Below are 19024 nucleotides of genomic sequence, written 5' to 3' on the forward strand. Positions count from 1 at the left end.
GTGTCAGGCGAGCGTGGCGCGCGCGGTCATGCCGAGCCAGCCTTCGTGATCTTTCGACCACAGCTCGACGGTCTTGCCGTCCGCCGATGGCTGGCCGCACAGATGCAGCGTATTGCCGGCGAAACACGGACGCTGCGCCTTGAAAGAGAAGTCGATGACAGTCGCATCGGGCAACTGGCGGCGCAGCAGATCCATCAGCAACGTCGCGATGAGCGGCCCGTGCACGACGAGGCCCGGATAGCCTTCGACCTGCGTCACGTAAGGCTTGTCGTAGTGGATGCGATGCGCGTTGAAGGTCAACGCCGAATAGCGCAGAAGCAGCGTTTCGTCGGGCACGATATCGCGTTGCCATTGCGCGTCCCGGGGCGCGGGAGTCGGGGCCGGCGCGGGTGCGCCGGGCGCGGCCGGTTCGCGATACACGATGTCGTGCTCCTCCTCGATCGCGGTGACATCGCCGCAGCAAATGCGATGCCCGACCGTCACGAAACCGAGCTTGCCCGTGCGGCCTTGCTTTTCGCTGACATCGAGAATGGTCGATTCGCGCGTGATGCGTTCACCGACGACCACCGGCGCCGGAAAGCGCAGACGCCCGCCGGCCCACATGCGTCGCGGCAGGCCGAGGTCGGGCAGAAAGCTGCCTTTCTGCGGATGCCCGTCCGCCGCGATGAGCGACTGCCTCGCGATCGGCCTGAAGAATATCCAGTGCCACAAGGGCGGAAGCGCGTCGCCTTCGTTCGGCGCGGCATCGTAATCGAGCGTGGCGGCGAGCGCCGCGACGGAGGTGGGCGCGACGATATCGGCGGCGCTTTCCGTTTGCATGGTGTCGTCTCCGTTGCTGGACCGGCCAGCGAATCCTGGTTGGATAAGGAGACTTTAAGGAAATGTTCCGTGGAGTGGAAATACCAGTTTCATGTGCCGGGCATAGGGCGAACCTATTGCGCTCGTGCGGTGCGATCAATGACGCCGGATCATCAATCCAATAACCCGCGAGTCATTTGTCGCGGACAGTCCGCGCCCTAACATGCAATCCATCGCAGGCAGACGAATTGCACAAGGAGTCGGACCATGTATGTCATCACTGGAATCACAGGGCAAGTCGGCGGGGCGCTCGCAAACGCGCTGTTGAAAGCGGGGAAACCCGTTCGCGCCGTCGTGCGTGATGAGAAGAAGGGCGCGGTCTGGGCGGCGCGCGGTTGCGAGATCGCCCTCGCCACCATGACCGATGCCAACGCACTCGCGCACGCCTTCGAAGGCGCCGAAGCCGTTTTCATTCTTCCGCCGCCCGAATTCGATCCCGCGCCGGGCTTTCCGGAAGCGCGCGAAGTCATCGATACGATCGTCGCGGCCGTGGCGCGTTCGAAGCCGCGCAGGATCGTGTGTCTGTCGACAATCGGCGCGCAGGCCGCGCAGACCAATCTTCTGACGCAGCGCTCGCTGCTGGAAGAAGCGCTTCGCAAGCAAGCGATCCCGGTCACGTTTCTGCGTCCGGGCTGGTTCATGGAGAATTGCGCATGGGATGTCGACTCTGCGCGCAACGAAGGCATCGTTCGATCGTTTCTGCAACCGCTCGATCGCGCGATTCCGATGATCGCCACCGACGACATCGGCGAACTCGCGGCGACGCTCATGCAGGAGCGCTGGCCGGGCGTGCGCATCGTCGAACTGGAAGGGCCGGGTCGCACGAGCCCGGACGATATTGCCGCCGCATTCGCGCAAGTGCTCGGCAAGCCGGTGCGCGCGCAGGCGGTTGCACGCGACACATGGGAAGCGCTGTTCGTGAGTCAGGGCATGAAGCATCCGACGCCGCGCATTCAAATGCTCGACGGCTTCAACGAAGGCTGGATCGACTTCGAACGGCAGCGCGAACATATCGTCAAAGGCGCGACGCCGCTCGTCGATGTAATCCGCAAGCTCGTCGCGCGTTGAGCGGAATGCTTCAGGCTATGTTGCTGATGTGCGGAATCATCGCCGCTTGGCCGCGATAGACGCCGTCCCGATCGAACATTTGCCACACGGTCGCGCGTTCGATCCAGAAGCGCTCGCCCGATTTCGTGACACGAACGCCGCGATAGCCATCCACATAGCCATCGCGCGTCACCTGTTCGAGAAACGCCTGACGTTCGCTGCGCTCGGGCGCTTCGGCCGACAAACGCGACGGCAACGCGGTCAGCTCGTTCCATGTATAGCCGAAAAGACGTTGCGCGCGCAGGTTGCCGTAGACGAAGATGGGATCATCTTGGGTATCGTGCGCGAGGACGCCGAAGGGCGCGTCTTCGTAAAGCCAGCGCGCGGCTTCAGCGGGCGTCAGTTCTTCATCGGGAACCAGCGGCTTGCCCAGCAGGCGCGCATAACTTTCGCCAAGAAGCGTGAAGAAGTCGGGATTGGTTGGCTGCATCGTGCGGAGTGTCTTGAATGAGCGGAAAACAGCACCTTACTCGTTCGCTTCCGTTTGCGCACGTTCGAGCTCGGCATGGGCTTCATCGACCTTGTGCTGGCGCTCCGCGATCTTCTTCGCGCTCTTGCCTTCGTCCTTTGCTTTCTGCAAGTCGTGCTCGCGTTCGGCCAGCTTCTTTTGCGCCGCCGTGACCTTACGCTGGCTCTCGCTTCGCAGCGACGCATCCGTGCAGTTCGCGTTCAGCCGCGCGAGCGCGGTTTCCAGTCCATCGACGCGATTTGCGTTGCCATGCGCACGCGCATAGGCAATTTCCTGTTCGATCGAACTGCGCTTCGCATCGCATCCCTTCGATTGAGCCACGCAATAGAGGGGACTTGCGATCGAAACGAGCAGCAGTGCCTTGAATGCGAGTTTCATGTGTGGCCTCACGAAAGTCCATGCAGGACGATTCATTCGATGGACACAGCATACTTTACAGGCACTGACTGCGCTGACGGCAAGTCATATCGACTTGACTTCGCCTCCGTCCATTCTCAGCGTGCTGCCCGTCATCCATTTCGCGGCGGGCGACACGAGGAACGCCATCAACTCGGCGATCTCTTCCGGCGTGCCGTAACGCGCGATGCCCGCTTCGACAGGGAAACGCGCGGTCGCTTCCTCCACTGTCATATCGTGCAACGGCGCCCAGTGCTCCAGATACGAACGCCGTCGGCCCGTCATCACAGGACCGGGCAACACGCTGTTGACCTGCACGCCATCCGCGATGCCGCGATCGGAAAATGCCTTCGCCAAGGCGACAATCGCAGCGTTGATCGTGCCGACCGCCGCGTAGGGCGCTTTGGGGAACAGCGCCGAATTGCCCGACATCAGCACGACCGATCCCGATGTCGCTTTGAGCGAAGGCCACGCCGCGACCGTCAGGCGGCGCGCACCGTGAAGCTTCAGCGCGAGGCCCGCGTCCCATTGTTCGTCGGTCATGTCGAACAGATCGATTTGCGGCACCGCGCCCGCGATGTTCAACAACGCGTCGATGCGGCCGAACGCTGCGAGCGCGCCATCGACGACCTCTTGCGCGGCGTCGGGTTGCGAGAGATCGACATCGAGCGTCAGCGTTTTTGCGCCGGCTTGCTCGACCATCGATGCGGTTTCTTCGAGATTCGCGCGATTGCGTGCAACGAGCACGATCGAATCGAAATCGCGTGCGAGGCGGATTGCGGTGGAACGTCCGATGCCCTGGCTCGCGCCCGTGACGATCGCTACTTTCGTGGACATGTCATGTCTCCAGTTCAATGAACGACGACCATCTTTCCGTTGGCTTCATTCGCTTCCATCACGCGATGCGCTTCGTGAATGTCGTCGAACGAAAACACGCGGGAAGGCTTCACGTTGAAACGTCCCGCGGCGATATCGGCGGCGATTGCTTGCAGCGGCACATCGGAAAGCGGAAAGGCGGGCGTGCCGAAAACGAAGCTGCCGAAGAAGGTCAGATTCACGCCGCTGGGCATCTGCAGCAGGGGATTGAAATCCGCGATCGGCGCGAGGCCGCCGAGCCAACCCGCGAGGCACGCGCGGCCGCCGCGACGCAGCATCGCGAGCGAATCGAGGATCGTGCTGTTGCCGACGAGATCGAGCACCGCATCGATCTCTTTCGTTTCCGCGATGCGCTTGCTCAAGTCCGGTCCTTCGACTTCGACACGCGACACGCCCAACGCTTCGAGCTTCGCGAAGCGATCGCGATTGCGCGTCGTCGCGATGACCTTCGCGCCCGCGTTCACCGCGAGATTCACCGCTGCCTGTCCGAACGACGACGTCGCGCCGCGAATCACGATCGTCTGTCCTGCTTCGATCTCGAGATTGCGAAAGACGCACGTCCATGCTGTCGCATAAGTTTCGGGAATGGCCGCCAGTTCGGCCCACGACAGATCGGATTCGATCAGCGCAACATTCGACACCGGCGCGCGCGTGAATTGCGCATAACTTCCGTTGATCGTGCGCCCGAGGCCGCCCATCAATGCAGCCACTTTCGCGCCGACGGGAAACTCGCCGCCCGGACACGACTTCACGATGCCCACGCATTCGATGCCGCTCACTCTCGCGGCTTCGGCCCATTCACCGCGCCGCATATGCATCTCCGCATGGTTGATGCCGAACGCCTTGATCTCGATGACGACATGTCCCTCCAGCGGTTCCGGCTCCGGAATCTCGGTATAGACGAGGCTGTCGATTCCGCCGAACTTGTCGAGCACGATTGCACGCATGATGTTTCTCCTGTGATGGATGAGCGCGGTGATGGTCCGCGTTTTATTGAGCGAGGAATTCGGTGATGGCCGCCGCGATCTGCGTCGCGTGCGTTTCGAGTGCGAAGTGGCCTGTATCGAAGAAGTGCACGTCCGCATGCGGGATATCGCGCTTGAATGCTTCCGCGCCCGGCGGAAGGAAAAACGGATCGTTCTTGCCCCACACGGCGAGGAACTTCGGCTGATGCTCGCGGAAGTACGCCTGAAACGCCGGGTACAGCGCGACGTTGTTGCGGTAGTCGCCGAAGAGATCGAGCTGCACTTCATGCGCGCCGGGGCGATTCAGGTAGTAGTCGTCGAGCGTATAGCCATCGGGCGAAATCGCGGATGCGTCGGGCACGCCGTGCGTGTATTGCCACTTCGTCGTGTCCTTCGTGAGCATCGCGCGCAATGCATCGCGGTTCGCTTGCGTGGGCGCTTGCCAGTACGCGCGGATCGGATTCCAGCCGTCGCTCAATCCCTCTTCATACGCGTTGCCGTTTTGCGAAACGATCGCCGTGATGCGCTCGGGATGCTTGAGCGCGAGTCGAAAGCCGGTCGGCGCGCCGTAGTCGAAGACATAGACCGCATAGCGATCGAAGCCGATCACTTCGGTAAAGCGATCGATCACGTTCGCGATGTTCTCGAACGTGTACGAGAACGCATCGCGGCTCGGCATATCGGACAGGCCGAAGCCGGGAAGATCGGGGGCGACGATATGAAAACGCCCGGCGAGCAGCGGAATCAGATCGCGGAACATGTGGCTCGAACTCGGAAAGCCATGCAGCAACAGAAGCTTGGGGCCGTCGGCCGGACCGGCTTCGCGATAGAACACATTGAAGCCGTCGACGTCGATATGACGATGCGCAATGGTGGACATGGGCGTTTCTCCGCTGGTTGAGGGGGAAATCTGTGTAACCGTTAAAAGCATGTGAAGCAGGTTACAAACTGATCGTGTAACTTGTCAAGATGTTTTTTAGCGGTTACGATGAAGCTATCGTAGAAACATGTCTGGATTGCAAAATGGACTACCGCCCGATACCGGCGATCTTCGTGGCCGACGCGCCCGGCCTCGATTTCCTTAACTCGATCGCGACGCCGGTCGATGAACCCGTCGACTGGATCGGCGATGGCGAAGGCTTGCTGTCATGGCTGGAACAGGCGCAACTGGTGCCCGCCGACGTGCTGGCGCACATGCGTTCGCAAACCGCGCCTGCCGAACTGGACGAAGTCGCGGCGAAGGCGCGCGGACTGCGCGAATGGTTTCGTGCGTTCGTGCGGAAGAGGAAGGGACGGCCGTTATCGGCGAAGGATCTGGCCGAGCTCGAACCGCTGAATGGCGTGTTGCAGCGCGACGAGCAACATGCGGTGATCGTCGCCGATGCGAATGCCGCGAGCGGTCTTGCGTTCGCGATGCAGCGACGCTGGCCGAACGCCGAATCGCTGTTGATGCCGATTGTCGAAGCGCTCGCGAAGCTCGTCTGCGAAGAGGACTTTACTTACGTGAAGGCGTGCGAAGGTCCGAAATGCACGCTGCTGTTCGCGGATCACACGCGCGGACATGCGCGTCGCTGGTGCAGCATGGCGATCTGCGGGAATCGCGCGAAGGTGGCCGCGCACCGGGCGCGGCTCAAGGAAGGAAAGTTGTAATCGCGCGGCGGGGCGTTATTCCGCGCTCTCGGCTCGCGATGCGCACATGCGCCACGATGAAGCCGCCTTCGGCGCATCGGCCACTTCGCGCCACCAGCGCTCGCCGCGCTGCGGCGCTTCGAGATCCAGCCGCTCACCCATGCGCGGCGTCGCGACTGCAACGCCGCGTGCGAGCGCCAGCCCCGTCACGCGCTCGAACGGCTCCTGCCACGGATGCATCGCGAGATCGAATGTGCCGTTGTGAATCGGCGCGAGCCAGCGTCCGCGCAGATCGATATGCGCCTGCACCGTTTCCTCGGGCTGCATGTGGACATACGGCCATTGCGCATCGTAGGCGCCGGTTTCGATCAGCGTGACGTCGAATGGGCCGAGGCGTTCGCCGATCGTCCTGAAGCCGTCGAAATAACCCGTGTCGCCGCTGAAGAACACGCGCAGCTCATCGTCGATGATCACCCACGAAGCCCACAACGTGCTGTTGCCATCGAAGAGGCTGCGGCCGGAGAAATGCTGCGCGGGCGTCGCGGTAAAGAGAAGGCCGCCGACTCGCGCGCTTTGCCACCAGTCGAGCTGACGCACCTTCGATGCATCGATGCCCCATTCGATCAGCCTGTCGCCGACGCCGAGCGGCGTGAGAAAGACTTCGGTCGTCGCGGCGAGCGCGAGCACGGTATCGCGGTCGAGATGATCGTAGTGGTCGTGCGACAGGATCACGCCACGCAATGGCGGAAGATCGCCGAGTGCGATGGGCGGCGCGTGAAAACGCTTCGGTCCCATGCGTCTGAACGGCGACGCGCGCTCGCCGAAAACCGGGTCCGTCAGCCAGTATTCGCCGCGCAGCTTGAAGAGGATCGTCGAATGGCCGAGCCGATAGAGACTGCGATCGGGCGCGGCGTCGAGTTGCGCGCGCGTGAGCGTATCGACGAGGGGCGGCTGCGTCGGCACGGTATTGCGCGGCTTGTTGAACAGCACGTTCCAGATGATGCGCAAGGTCTTGCCGAGTCCTTCTTCCGGACGTGGCTTCACATTGCGAAAGCGCGCGCCGTCATGTTGCGGCGACGCGTTCGACAACGCGCGGCCGCGTTCCGCGGCGGCAAAACCCAGGGCACGGCTGATGCGATCGGTGAACGAAGTCATAGGGCGTGACGGGTCGCGAGCCCGAAGCGGAAAGTAGACTGTACAGTGTAGTTTAATTTTGAGAAAAAAGTAAACCGGACGGTGTAAAATATAGGGATGGATTCGAGCGATATGAACGACCTTCCCCAGCGGCTGACCGACCGCAAGCGCGCCGCGATCGTGGATGCAGCGGTGGCGGAGTTTATTGCGGCGGGCTACGACGCGACCAGCATGGACCGCATCGCCGCGCGCGCGGGCGTGTCCAAGCGCACGGTCTATAACCACTTCGAGAGCAAGGAAGCGCTTTTCGCCGCGATCCTGCATCGCTTGTGGGATGCGAGCGAAACCGGCGACGCGCCCGTCTATAGCGCCGATGAACCGCTGCGCGCGCAACTGCTCGCGCTGCTCACGCGCAAGCTGCGGCTCATGACCGACGAGGCATTTCTATCGCTCGCGCGCGTGGCGATCGCGGCGGGCATTCATTCGCCGGATCGCGCGCGGGACATGGTGGCGCGCATCGGCGAGCGTGAGGAAGACGTGACGGCGTGGATCAGAAAAGCCGCCGCCGATGGCCGTCTCGCGGTCGCCGACCCGGTCTTCGCCGGGCAGCAACTGCATGGCATCGTGAAGGGTTTCGCGTTCTGGCCTCAGGTCACGATGGGCCAGCCGCCGCTTTCGAAGCACGAGCAAAAAAAAGTAGCGGAAGCGGCCGCCGACATGTTCCTCGCGCGCTATGAACGCGCCGCGCCGAAGCGCTCATAAAACGGCTTCCGCGACGAGCTGCAACGCCGGCGCGAGCTTCACGCAATCTTCGGGGCGCTCCAGCGCATAAGCCAGATTCCGCTGCGCGATCTGCACGTGCTCGGTCGCGAGCGCCTGCGCGCGCGTGCCTTCGCCGCGTTCCAGCGCATCCACGAGACTGTGATGCTGCTGATGCGCGATGAAGAGCCATTGCCGTCCTTCATCGATGGCCGATTGCATCGGCAGCATCGCGCTCGCGGCGGCGAACGGCAACCGATTGTTCATGTCGATGGCGCGCATCAGCGCCGCATTGCCGGACCCGTCGACGATCAGCTTGTGGAAGCGATTGTTCATGTCGGTGTAGGCGGCGTAGTCGTCGAGATCGAGCTCGGATTTCGCGAGCAGGCGGTCGCCCGCGCGTAGACATTCGGCGAGCGCATTCGACAACTGGCGCGGCACGCCATGCTCCGCGACGAGACGCGCGGCCATGCCTTCGAGATGACCGCGCACCGCGATGGCATCGGCGATTTCGGCGGCCGTGATGCGCCGCATCACGTATCCGCCCGCCGGCGACGGCTCGACGAGACCTTCCTGTTCGAGCGTCGTGAGCGCGAGCCGGACCGGCGTGCGCGACGCCTTTAGCCGCTCCGCGAGCGCGACTTCGCCCAGGCGCTCGCCCGGCGCGAATTCGCCTTTCAGGATCAGATCGCGCAGATAGACCAACACGCGTTCTTGCTGGGATTCCATGGTTTTCTCCGCTTGCCGTTGTGGGCGATTCTAGGCCAACGGCTGCTTGCTGTGCTCGAAAATCGGACATCGCTTCCTAGAATGTTTTTCGATGTATGCAACGAGGCTAAAAATGGCTGAGTAGGATCGATAAGGGTAAATCCTTATAAATTCAGGAAAACGTATATATAACAGTAAGATAAATGAGCTTAACAAATCGCAGGCCAGTGGATCCGCACAGGCGTGCTGCATACATCGTTTGTACATTTGAGTTCGAAAAGCTATTCTCCGTCTCAAGAACACGTCGCGCTGCATGCAATCAGCCGACGTCTGAATTCAACGAACCGGAGACATCGCCATGATGAGTTCGCAGCAAAATGAGACCATTACCCGCGTCGGCAAGGGCACGCCCGCCGGCCAGTTGCTGCGCCGGTACTGGCAGCCCGTCGCGCTCGTCGAGGAGTTGCCCGCCGAACGCCCCGTCAAGGCGGTGCGCCTGATGGGGCAGGACTTCGTCGTGTTCAAGGACGAACAAGGCCGCTACGGGATGCTGGATCGCGATTGCCCGCATCGTGGCGCCGATCTCGCGGCGGGGCGTCTCGAAGGCGGCGGACTGCGTTGCGCCTTTCACGGCTGGCTCTTCGATGCCAGCGGACGTTGCCTCTCGACGCCGGGCGAACCCGTCGGCAGCACGCTGTGCAACAAGGTGCGCCAGTCGGCGTATCCCATCATCGAGAAGGCCGGCGTGCTGTTCGGCTATATCGGCAAGGACGAGCCGCCCGCGTTCCCCAACTTCGATTGCTTCGCCGCGCCCGATGCCTACACGTTCGCATTCAAGGGACTCTTCGAATGCAACTGGCTACAGGCGCTCGAAGTCGGTATCGATCCGGCGCACGCGTCGTTTCTGCATCGCTTCTTCGAGGATGAAGACGTGAGCGAAAGCTATGGCAAGCAGTTTCGCGGCGCGTCGGCGGATTCGAACATGCCGATCACGAAAGTGCTGCGCGAATTCGAATCGCCGGAAATTCTCGTGAGCCCGGCGGATTACGGCCTGCGTCTCATCGCGAAACGCACGCTCGACGAAGCGCATACGCATGTGCGTGTGACCAATGTCGTGTTCCCGCAAGCGTTCGTGATTCCGATGAGCTCGGAGATGACGATCACGCAATGGCACGTGCCCGTCGATGATGAAAACTGCTACTGGTATGCGATTTTCACGAGTTTCGGCGCGCCGACCGACAAGGCGCAGATGCGCGAGCAGCGGCTCGAACTGTATGAACTGCCCGATTACACGTCACGCAAGAACAAGCGCAACAACTACGGCTTCGATCCGCGCGAGCAACTGAGCGAAACCTACACGGGCATGGGCTTCGACATCAATGTGCACGATCAATGGGCGGTCGAATCGCAGGGCGCGATACAGGACCGCACGCGCGAGCATTTGGGCACGACCGACAAGGGCATCATCGCGTATCGCCGCCTGCTCGTCGATGCGATCGAGAAGACGCAGGCGGGCGAGAAGACGCTGATGCTGATTGACGAGAGCGAAGCCGCGAACTTCACGGGCCCCGCATCGATCGACGGAATCGGACCGGCGGACCGCTGGGACGAGTACTGGAAAGAGTCCGACGTGAAGCGCCGCGTAAGCGCGCCGTGGCCCGCGCCCAAAGCCTGAAAACACCGACCCGCAACCTGAATGGAGCGCGCGGCGCATGATGCTGCCGCGCGGAACGCACATGTCTTTTGTAGAGACTCATGGTTTGTGGACGGACGCGCAGCACGCTGCGTATGCCGAACTCGTCGAGCGGATGAAGCAAAGCGATGTGAAGGTCGTGCGCTTTTCGTTTCCCGATCAGCATGGCTTGCTGCGTGGCAAGACGCTCGTCGTCGATGAAGCGATCAAGGCGATGAAAAGCGGCGTCACGCTGACGACGACGCTCTTCGCCAAGGACACATCGCATCGCACGGTGTTTCCCGTGTTCACGGCGGGCGGCGGCTTCGACATGCCCGAGATGCAGGGCGCATGCGACACGCTGATGATCGCCGATCCCGAAACGTTTCGCGTGCTGCCGTGGGCGCCGCATACGGGATGGGTGCTGTGCGACGTGCACTTCGCCAACGGCGCGCCGGTGCCGTTCGCCACGCGGCATCTGTTTCACCGCGCGCTGAATCAACTGTCGAATCACGGTTATGAATTCGTATCGGGACTCGAAGTGGAGTTTCATGTCTTCAAGGTGACGGACCCTCACATGAAGCCCGAGCATTCGGGACAACCCGGCTTGCCGCCCGATGTCGAGTTGCTGTCGCATGGCTATCAGTATCTGACGGAGTTGCGCTACGACGCGGTCGATGACGTGATGGAAATGCTTCGGCGCAATATCGAAGGGCTTAACCTCGACGTGCGTTCGCTCGAAGTCGAATACGGCCCGAGCCAGTTCGAGTTCACGTTCGCGCCGACAAAAGGCATCAAGAGCGCCGACGACATGATCCTCTTTCGCAGCGCGGTGAAGCAGATCTGTCAGCGCAATGGTTATCACGCGACCTTCATGTGCCGCCCGCGCATTCCGAATGTCGTGTCGAGCGGATGGCATCTGCATCAATCGCTCGTGCATGCGGGCGAGGGCACGAACGCCTTCATGCCCTCCGATGCATCCGAGCCCTTGTCGATCACCGGTCAACGCTATCTCGCGGGCCTGCTCGCGCACGCGAAAGGCGCGACTTCATTGTCGACGCCGACGATCAACGGTTACCGGCGCTATCGGCCGTATTCGAACGCGCCCGATCGCGCGATCTGGGGGCGCGACAATCGCGGCGTGATGCTGCGCGTGCTCGGCGGCGTGAACGATCCCGCGAGCCGCATCGAGAATCGCGTGGGCGAGCCGACTGCGAATCCGTATCTGTATTTCGGCTCGCAGGTGATCTCGGGTCTCGACGGCATCCGTCGCAAGCTCGAACTCCCGCCTTCCGCCGATACGCCTTATGAAACGCAGGCGGAAGCACTGCCGCGCAGCTTGAGCGATGCACTCGATGCGCTGCGCACCGACGAATGCCTGCGCGAAGGCTTCGGCAGCGCGTTCATCGATTACTTCTGCAAGCTGAAGCAGGCGGAGATCGACCGCTTCAATCTCGAAGTCACCGAGTGGGAACACCGCGAATATTTCGAAGCGTTCTGACGGCGCGCTCACAGAGGAGAACTGTCATGCCTATGGTTACCTATATCCTGCGCGACGGCGCGCGCCGCGACATCGACGTGCCCGATGGCACGAGCGTGATGGAGGCCGCGATCCACAACAACGTGCGCGGCATCGACGCCGAATGCGGCGGCTGCTTGTCATGCGCGACGTGTCATGTTTATATCGATGCATCGTCGACGGCGGATCTGCCATCGCCCGACGAATCGGAACTGGAACTGCTCGACGGCGTCGCAGCGGAGCGGCGTCCCGAAAGCCGGCTCAGTTGCCAGCTCGTGATGAGCGCCGCGATGAACGGCCTCGTCGTGCAGATTCCGCAAGCACAGGGATAAGACCATGCATAGCACGCTCGTGATCGTCGGCGCATCGTACGCGGGTGTTCAGCTCGCGGCGGCTGCGCGCGAAACCGGCTTCGAAGGACGCATCGTGCTCATCGGCGACGAAGCCGATGCGCCTTATCAGCGTCCGCCGCTTTCGAAGGGATTTCTCACCGGAAGCTTCAGCGAAGCGCGCCTGCCTTTGCGCTCGCAAGCCTTCTTCGACGAAGAGAAGATCGAATGGCTGCCCTCGATGCGCGCAACGCATATCGATCGCGAGCGTCGTGAAGTCGGGTTGCAGGATGGCTCGCGCATCGCATACGACCATCTCGCGCTGACGACGGGCGCGCGCGTGCGCAAACTCGACTGCCCCGGCGCGACGCTCGATGCCGTGCATTACCTGCGCGATCTGCGCGATGCGCGGCGTCTCGCGCAAACGGCGAGCACGGCGCGGCGCGCGGTCGTGATCGGCGGCGGTTATATCGGTCTCGAAGCGGCGGCCTCGCTGCGTCAGAAGGGCATCGATGTAACGGTTGTCGAAACGGAGCCACGCCTGCTTGCGCGCGTCGCATCGCCGTGGATGTCGGCATTCATGCAGGATGCGCACGCACGGAACGGCGTCGCCTTCGAGTTCGGTCGCAAGGTGATCGAGTTGAAGCAAACCGGGGATGCGGTGTCCGTCGTGCTCGACGATGACACGCATCTGTCGTGCGATCTCGTCGTGGTCGGCATCGGCGTGATACCGAATACGGAGCTGGCGGCGGAATGCGGACTGACGGTGGCGGGCGGCATCGTCGTCGATGAATGCGCGCGCACGAGCGATCCGGCGATCGTCGCCGCGGGCGATTGCGCCGCGTTCGTGCCGCACTGGGCGCCGAGCGATTCACGCGCGTGCCGCATCGAGTCGGTGCAGAACGCGAACGATATGGCGAAAGTCGCGGCGCTCGCGATTGCGGGCCGGCCGCAGCCGTATCGGACGGTGCCGTGGTTCTGGTCCGATCAATACGATCTCAAGCTGCAGATGGCGGGCATTCATTCGGGATTCACGCATCATGCGTTGCGCGGTGCCGTGGACGAAAGGAAGTTCTCCCTCTTCTACTTCCGGGACGAAGCATTGATCGCGGTGGATAGCATCAATCGTCCGCAGGAACACATGCTCGCGCGCAAGCTGCTTGCGAACGGCGTGCATCTGTCGGCGCGCGATGCGGAAGATCCCGCGTTCGATCTGAAAGGAGCGGTGCAATGAGGCCGCTCGTCGGTGTCGTGTGCGACCGGTTTTTCGTCGGCGATCACGATCTGCATAGTGCAAAACAAAGCTATGTCCGCGCGTTGATGACGTGCGCGCAGTTAAGCCCGGTGCTGATTCCGGCGTCGCGCGATGTCGAATCGGTCGCGGACTATCTCGATGGCGTGAGCGGGCTGTTGTTTCCCGGCGGCGCATCGAATGTCGAATCGCACCTGTACGGTGGTGTGAGCGATGCCGCGATGCTCGTCGATCCCGACCGCGATCATGTCGCGCTCGCGCTGATGCGCGGTGCGGCGGCGCGCGGCATGCCGTTTCTCGGCATTTGCCGCGGCTTTCAAGAGATGAATGTCGCGTTCGGCGGAACCCTGCACGCCGATATCCATGCGTCGGGGCATTCGGAAGATCATCTCGAAGACCTGAGCGAGGATTTGCTTGCGCGCTATCGCTATCGGCATGAAATCGCGCTGACCGACGGCGGCATGTTATCGACGCTCGCGGGCGGCGTGCAGCATGTGCGTGTGAACTCGCTGCATCGTCAGGGCGTGGCGCAGCTTGCATCGCGTCTTGCCGTCGAGGCGCGCGCGCCGGATGGTCTTGTCGAAGCGATTCGTCTCGATGAACATCCGTTCGCGCTCGGCGTGCAATGGCATCCCGAAGCGATGGTCACGAGCGACGCGCTTTCGCGTGCGCTGTTCGAATCGTTTGGCGCGAGCTGCAGGCGCTACGCGACGCGCGACGAAGGTTGATGTCATGTCGGCCGACCGCATCGATCTCAATCTGCTGCGCGTTTTCGACGCGATTTTCGAGGACCGCAATCTCGCGCTCGCGGGCAAGCGCCTGAATCTCAGTCAATCGGCGATCAGCCATGCGCTCGGACGCATGCGCGACGTGCTCGGCGACGATCTCTTCGTGCGCACCGGGCGCGGCATGGAACCGACCGTGCGCGCACTCGCGATGGCGACGCAGGTGCGCGGCGCGCTCGCACAGATCAAGGCGGCGCTGGGCGTCGACAAGTTCGATCCGGCCATCGCGCGACGCACCTTCGTGCTGGCCGCGAACGATTACATCACGGCGCTGCTGCTCGGGCGGCTCAGTCAGCGCCTGCGCGCGGAAGCGCCGCTCGTGGATATCGTCGTGAGACCGTCGACGCGGCTCGATCTCGCGGGGCAGATCGATGTCGGCCGTATCGATGTCGCGATCGGCATTTTCGCGGATGTGCCGCGCCGTTTTCACTCGGTGAGTCTCTGGGAGCAAACCGACGTGTTGTTGTTGCATCGCGAGCATCCGCTCACCGACCGGCCGCTTGCGCGCGAGGACTTGCTGAACTATCCGCTCGTCGCGGTCTCGCAGGGCGGCGAGGAAGAGGGCGCGGTGAGCGGCTTCATCGTCGAACGCGGGCTCGCGCGGCAATCGGAGATGTTCGATCGCGAGGCGCTCGATCGCGGTTTCGCCGGCAGCGACGAAGCGCCGCGCGTTCGCATGGCCGTGGCGCATTCGCTTGCGATTCCCGCGCTCTTGCGTCATAGCGACATGCTCGCGCTGGTGCCGTCGTCGCTCGGCCGCGAACTCTCGCGCGACGGCGAACTGACGATGCGTCCGACGCCCTATGCATGTCCCGACGTCACCGTGCGCGCCGTCTGGCACGAACGCAACGATCTCGATCCTGGGCTGCAATGGCTCAGACAGCAACTCATCGACGTATCCCGGCAGGTGCGATGCCGCTGATGCGCGGCATTCAAGCTCGTCATGCAGAAGATTCACTGCGTTCGCAGCGCTGAAGGCGAACGCGTGAACATCGTCGAAAGTCCCTGAAACAAGGGCTTTTTCAATAGAAAAGGTGACATCGCGCGCGACGTCGAAAGACAGTCGCGGCCGATGCGCGCCTCGCGTTCGTAACTTACCCGGTTGTTTGCCCGCATGCGCGCTCTTAATCTGGGCGCCCGTCGATCAGAGAGGATGCAATGGAAGAGACAAAGGTTATCGATGTACAGGCGCTCGTCAACGCGCACCCGTTTTCACGCTATCAATGGCTCGTGTTCGCGATGTGCTTCGTGATCGTACTGATGGATGGCTTCGACACGGCCGCGATCGGGTTCATCGCGCCATCGCTCGTCGGCGAATGGCATTTGAGCAGAGCGGCCCTCGCACCGGTGTTGAGCGCCGCGCTCTTCGGGCTCGCGTGCGGCGCGCTGTCGTCGGGGCCGCTGGCGGATCGCTGGGGCAGGCGCGGCGTGCTGATCGCGGCCGTGCTGATATTCGGCCTCGCGTGTCTGGCTTCGGGCTTCGCGAGCAATCTCACGGAGCTGACCGCGCTGCGCTTCGTCACCGGCGTCGGTCTGGGCGCGGCGATGCCCAACGCCGTCACATTGATGAGCGAGTTCTGTCCGAACAGCCGCCGCGCGACCATCGTTAATCTGATGTTCTGCGGCTTTCCGCTGGGCGCCGCGTTCGGCGGATTCCTCGCGGCATGGATGATTCCGCAGTTCGGCTGGCGCGGCGTGCTGCACTTCGGCGGCGCGGTGCCGTTGGTGCTGACCGCAGTGCTCGTGATCGCGTTGCCGGAATCGGTTCAGTACATGGTGTCGAAGAAGAAGCCTGTCGAACGCATTCGGAAGGTGATGGCGCGCATCGCGCCGGAAGCGGCATCGGCGGAATCGTTCGTGATGCGCGAAGCCACCGTGCGCGATACGAACGGCGGCGGCGCGCGCATCGTGCTGTCGCGCGGCTATGTCTTCGGTTCGCTGATGCTGTGGCTGTGCTACTTCATGGGCCTCGTCATCTTCTACGGCCTGATCAACTGGATGCCGGTGCTGTTGAAGGACGCGGGCCTGAGTCCGCAACGCGCCGCGCTGATTTCCGCGCTCTTTCCGCTCGGCGGCGCGGGCACGGTGCTGTGCGGCATGCTGATGGATCGCTTCAATCCGAACGGCGTCGTGGCGGCCGCGTATGCGCTCGGCGCGGTGAGCGTGATTGCGATCGGACAGGCGATCGGCAATGTCGGCCTGCTGGTGTGTGCGGTCTTCGTCGCGGGCCTGCTCGTGAATACGGCGCAGGCGTCGATGCCCGCACTCGCCGCCGCGTTCTATCCGACAGCGGGACGCGGCACCGGCGTCGCGTGGATGCTCGGCGTCGGGCGCTTCGGCGGCATTGCGGGGTCCTTTCTCGTCGCGGAGCTGTCGCGGCAGCGGATGAGCTTGCCGGGCATCTTCACCGTGGTGGCGATGGCCGGCGCGGCATCATGCGTCGCGTTGTTGCTCAAGCAGATGGCGAGCCCGCGTATCGTGGCGGACGTCGCGGATGGGCAGCCGGTCGCACATTAGCGCGCGAATCAAGATTCGGCCGAACGTTCATGCGACGCGACGAGCATCGGATTTAACTTCGCGTCGGCTTGGGTATATGTTTGATATGTGCGCAGATTCTTGCGCACCTGGTTCACCTGGCGGTTGGTTCGTCAGGCAGCGGTAAGTCTTCGTTGAAGGAGAACATCATGAAGACCTTCCTCGTTACGACCACGCTAGTGGCCGCGTTTTCACTCGGAAACCTGACTCAGGCACAGGAACCCACCGATACCCTGCAGTCCATCCCCGCACCCCGTCAACAAGAGGCCCAGACTGCGCCACCTTCCGGCGACACCGCTTATGGCGGCGCGGCAATGGGCCAGAGCGCGAGCGGGAGAACGTCGAACTGGGCCGGGAGCATGTCGAACAACTGTGCTCCGCGACCCTTCTGCAACATCTATTCGGGCGGGCAGTAAGCGCAACGCCGGCGAGGCGGTCTTTTCGGTTTTGGATGCCTGTCCGATGAGGCCGCCGCCGCCCGCAACGAGGTCGTCACCGGAGGCTGTTAAAATCCGGATACGTTTTCTACGGGCACGATGTGATGGGCTTCGAACAACTCGCCGGACTGAAAGAGCAACTCGCAAAACAGGCTGCAAGCAACGCAGCGAAGAAAAAGGCGCCGCGCGTGCGGCGTCCCGCGCCGGCGGCCGCGTCGAAGCCGGCTGAACCTGCTAAATCGGCCAAACCGGCCCAATCCGCCAAACCCGCGGTTCCATCGAAACCGGTGGATCCTGTCGTGCATACGATCGGAAAGCTGCAGAAGCGTTTTCCTCTCGCATTTCCGAAGAATCCCGCGCCCAAGGTTCCCTTGAAGGTCGGTATTTTCGAGGATCTGATGAAGCACGCGGAGGAGCTCAAGCTCAACGAGAAGGAACTGCGCAGCGCGATCAAGGTATGGTGCCGCGGCAACCGCTACTGGACCTGCCTCGTGCAGGGCGCGTCGCGAATCGATCTCGCGGGCGAAAAAGCAGGTGAAGTGTCGACGGCCGATGCGGAACGCGCCGTGTATCTGGAGACGAATCGCCTGGCGCGATCGGCTCCGGCTCCGGCTCCGGCTCCGAAGGCCGCGGAAGCCGCCGAATAACGCGACTCACCGCGCGTTTTGATGTCCAAGTGCTTCAATGCGCGGGCGCTTGGATGTCGTACGCGATTCGCCCCGCAGGCAGAAAGAACAGTGCGATCACCGCGCCGCCCTTCGCTTCCGGATAGTGATGGCTGCCCGGCGCGGGCGCTGTCCATCCGCCATGACACCATCCGTTGGGACCAGCGAGCGCCGCGCCTTCGTCGAGCGGCACGACCATGTTGAACTCGCCATACGGGTGCGCGTGATAGTCGCCACGGAAGCTGTCTTCCGGATTGTTCTGCTCGTTGCCGGTGCTGTCCATCAACACAGCCGTGATGCTGAAAAAGAACGTCTCCGGACAGGGCGCGACAAGACGTGCGCGTCGATATCGCGGTCCGGAGATTTCGACATCCGCCGCCCATCCTTCTTCGACGCCGAGCCTGATCAGCCGCGCCAGAACCTTGTAGAGCGCGCTATCCACGCCGTATTTCGTATTGAGCCATTGCTCGACGTTCGGGTCCGTTGTCATGTTCCTGACCTCTTCGAGAAAGGGCAGGCATCGCGCGACGAGTTCTTCCTTGCTGGTTTGCTTCGGGGACATGGGTTCGTTTCCTTCGCTTGATTGAAGATCGATAGGTGAAGTCAAAGATGCCATATCGACTTGCGCGCCAGAAGCGAAGTAGTTGCAAGTGAAACATGAATGCCATGCAACTCGCGCGACGCCGAAATGAGCACGGCATCGATCCGTCTCGTTCAAGAAAGGCTTGAACATATTTCATCCCCATGAACGCAGCGCCATTCCTGCAATTTTTCTTGCGATTCGAGTCGCAGAAGAAAAGAGAATGCGTGCAGTCGAGCGCTTCATGGAAACAAAACGCTTCGCTTCACTTTTCGACGCCGGCGCTTCCGTCGTCCGCCCCGTTGCCGATATCGGCCTCAATCCCTAAGCTCGCCACGATGGTTTCATT

Annotated in this window: 22 protein-coding genes; 13 read left to right on the forward strand and 9 right to left on the reverse strand. The window is 62.4% G+C overall.

Annotated features, from left to right (window positions below; translation table 11 throughout):
- Positions 1-3: 3 nt before the first annotated feature.
- Positions 4-819, reverse strand: a complete 816-nt coding sequence (locus tag IAG25_RS06015) for an FAS1-like dehydratase domain-containing protein (RefSeq protein ID WP_187604031.1) — start codon at positions 817-819, stop codon at positions 4-6.
- Positions 820-1065: 246 nt separating this feature from the next.
- Between IAG25_RS06015 and IAG25_RS06020 the strand changes: the two genes are divergently transcribed.
- A complete protein-coding gene (locus tag IAG25_RS06020) occupies positions 1066-1926 on the forward strand; it encodes an NmrA family NAD(P)-binding protein (protein ID WP_187604032.1) in 861 nt (286 codons plus the stop codon).
- Between the two features lie 10 nt (positions 1927-1936).
- Here the strand turns inward: IAG25_RS06020 and IAG25_RS06025 are convergent, their stop codons facing one another.
- The 5 genes from IAG25_RS06025 to IAG25_RS06045 all read right to left on the reverse strand — a co-directional run bounded on the left by IAG25_RS06025 (position 1937) and on the right by IAG25_RS06045 (position 5551).
- A complete protein-coding gene (locus tag IAG25_RS06025; RefSeq protein WP_187604033.1) occupies positions 1937-2395 on the reverse strand; it encodes an MEKHLA domain-containing protein in 459 nt (152 codons plus the stop codon).
- 36 nt (positions 2396-2431) lie between these two features.
- Entirely contained in the window at positions 2432-2812 is a 381-nt protein-coding gene (locus IAG25_RS06030; RefSeq protein ID WP_187604034.1) for a DUF1090 domain-containing protein, read from the reverse strand.
- 84 nt (positions 2813-2896) lie between these two features.
- Positions 2897-3667, reverse strand: a complete 771-nt coding sequence (locus IAG25_RS06035; protein WP_187604035.1) for an SDR family oxidoreductase — start codon at positions 3665-3667, stop codon at positions 2897-2899.
- A 14-nt stretch (positions 3668-3681) separates the two neighbouring features.
- Complete coding sequence (locus IAG25_RS06040; RefSeq protein ID WP_187604036.1) at positions 3682-4653, reverse strand: zinc-binding alcohol dehydrogenase family protein; 972 nt, start codon at positions 4651-4653, stop codon at positions 3682-3684.
- A 43-nt stretch (positions 4654-4696) separates the two neighbouring features.
- On the reverse strand, positions 4697-5551 hold the full coding sequence (locus IAG25_RS06045; protein WP_187604037.1) for an alpha/beta fold hydrolase: 855 nt from the start codon (positions 5549-5551) through the stop codon (positions 4697-4699).
- A gap of 143 nt (positions 5552-5694) precedes the next feature.
- Between IAG25_RS06045 and IAG25_RS06050 the strand changes: the two genes are divergently transcribed.
- Positions 5695-6321 (forward strand): CGNR zinc finger domain-containing protein, encoded by a 627-nt coding sequence (locus tag IAG25_RS06050; RefSeq protein WP_187604038.1) that lies wholly within the window; start codon positions 5695-5697, stop codon positions 6319-6321.
- Positions 6322-6336: 15 nt separating this feature from the next.
- Here IAG25_RS06050 and IAG25_RS06055 read toward each other — a convergent pair whose 3' ends face one another.
- Positions 6337-7455: an MBL fold metallo-hydrolase gene (locus IAG25_RS06055; RefSeq protein WP_187604039.1), complete on the reverse strand. Its 1119-nt coding sequence runs from the start codon at positions 7453-7455 to the stop codon at positions 6337-6339.
- A gap of 111 nt (positions 7456-7566) precedes the next feature.
- On the opposite strand from IAG25_RS06055, the gene IAG25_RS06060 reads away from it, so the two are divergent.
- Positions 7567-8196 carry a TetR/AcrR family transcriptional regulator gene (locus IAG25_RS06060; protein WP_238288774.1) on the forward strand — a complete coding sequence of 210 codons (630 nt, stop codon included), beginning with the start codon at positions 7567-7569 and terminating at the stop codon, positions 8194-8196.
- Here the strand turns inward: IAG25_RS06060 and IAG25_RS06065 are convergent.
- The gene (locus tag IAG25_RS06065) at positions 8191-8922 is read right to left on the reverse strand and encodes a GntR family transcriptional regulator (RefSeq protein WP_035505778.1); all 732 of its coding nucleotides are present in this window, start codon (positions 8920-8922) and stop codon (positions 8191-8193) included. The two genes, IAG25_RS06060 and IAG25_RS06065, sit on opposite strands and share 6 nt — an antisense overlap.
- A gap of 337 nt (positions 8923-9259) precedes the next feature.
- Here IAG25_RS06065 and IAG25_RS06070 point away from each other — a divergent pair, with 337 nt between their 5' ends.
- The 9 genes from IAG25_RS06070 (at position 9260) to IAG25_RS42105 (ending at position 18077) form a co-directional block, all read left to right on the forward strand.
- Positions 9260-10576, forward strand: coding sequence for an aromatic ring-hydroxylating dioxygenase subunit alpha (locus IAG25_RS06070; RefSeq protein ID WP_187604041.1), 1317 nt, complete (start codon positions 9260-9262; stop codon positions 10574-10576).
- A gap of 61 nt (positions 10577-10637) precedes the next feature.
- Positions 10638-12074, forward strand: a complete 1437-nt coding sequence (locus IAG25_RS06075; RefSeq protein ID WP_187604042.1) for a glutamine synthetase family protein — start codon at positions 10638-10640, stop codon at positions 12072-12074.
- Positions 12075-12100: 26 nt separating this feature from the next.
- Complete coding sequence (locus tag IAG25_RS06080; protein WP_187604043.1) at positions 12101-12424, forward strand: 2Fe-2S iron-sulfur cluster-binding protein; 324 nt, start codon at positions 12101-12103, stop codon at positions 12422-12424.
- Between the two features lie 4 nt (positions 12425-12428).
- A complete protein-coding gene (locus tag IAG25_RS06085) occupies positions 12429-13655 on the forward strand; it encodes an NAD(P)/FAD-dependent oxidoreductase (RefSeq protein WP_187604044.1) in 1227 nt (408 codons plus the stop codon).
- Positions 13652-14401 carry a gamma-glutamyl-gamma-aminobutyrate hydrolase family protein gene (locus IAG25_RS06090; protein WP_187604045.1) on the forward strand — a complete coding sequence of 250 codons (750 nt, stop codon included), beginning with the start codon at positions 13652-13654 and terminating at the stop codon, positions 14399-14401. The genes IAG25_RS06085 and IAG25_RS06090 overlap by 4 nt, the downstream gene beginning before the upstream one ends.
- Positions 14402-14405: 4 nt before the next feature.
- A complete protein-coding gene (locus tag IAG25_RS06095) occupies positions 14406-15380 on the forward strand; it encodes a LysR substrate-binding domain-containing protein (protein ID WP_187604046.1) in 975 nt (324 codons plus the stop codon).
- 236 nt (positions 15381-15616) lie between these two features.
- Positions 15617-16975 (forward strand): MFS transporter, encoded by a 1359-nt coding sequence (locus IAG25_RS06100; protein ID WP_187604047.1) that lies wholly within the window; start codon positions 15617-15619, stop codon positions 16973-16975.
- 167 nt (positions 16976-17142) lie between these two features.
- A complete protein-coding gene (locus tag IAG25_RS06105) occupies positions 17143-17409 on the forward strand; it encodes a hypothetical protein (RefSeq protein ID WP_187604048.1) in 267 nt (88 codons plus the stop codon).
- Between the two features lie 320 nt (positions 17410-17729).
- Positions 17730-18077, forward strand: a complete 348-nt coding sequence (locus IAG25_RS42105; protein ID WP_309243922.1) for a ProQ/FinO family protein — start codon at positions 17730-17732, stop codon at positions 18075-18077.
- A 34-nt stretch (positions 18078-18111) separates the two neighbouring features.
- Here IAG25_RS42105 and IAG25_RS06115 read toward each other — a convergent pair whose 3' ends face one another.
- Entirely contained in the window at positions 18112-18657 is a 546-nt protein-coding gene (locus IAG25_RS06115) for a 4-hydroxylaminobenzoate lyase (protein WP_187604050.1), read from the reverse strand.
- A gap of 163 nt (positions 18658-18820) precedes the next feature.
- Between IAG25_RS06115 and IAG25_RS06120 the strand changes: the two genes are divergently transcribed.
- Entirely contained in the window at positions 18821-19003 is a 183-nt protein-coding gene (locus tag IAG25_RS06120; RefSeq protein ID WP_187604051.1) for a hypothetical protein, read from the forward strand.
- Positions 19004-19024: the final 21 nt, after the last annotated feature.

This window comes from Caballeronia sp. EK (genome assembly GCF_014384845.1).
Taxonomy (GTDB): domain Bacteria; phylum Pseudomonadota; class Gammaproteobacteria; order Burkholderiales; family Burkholderiaceae; genus Caballeronia; species Caballeronia jiangsuensis.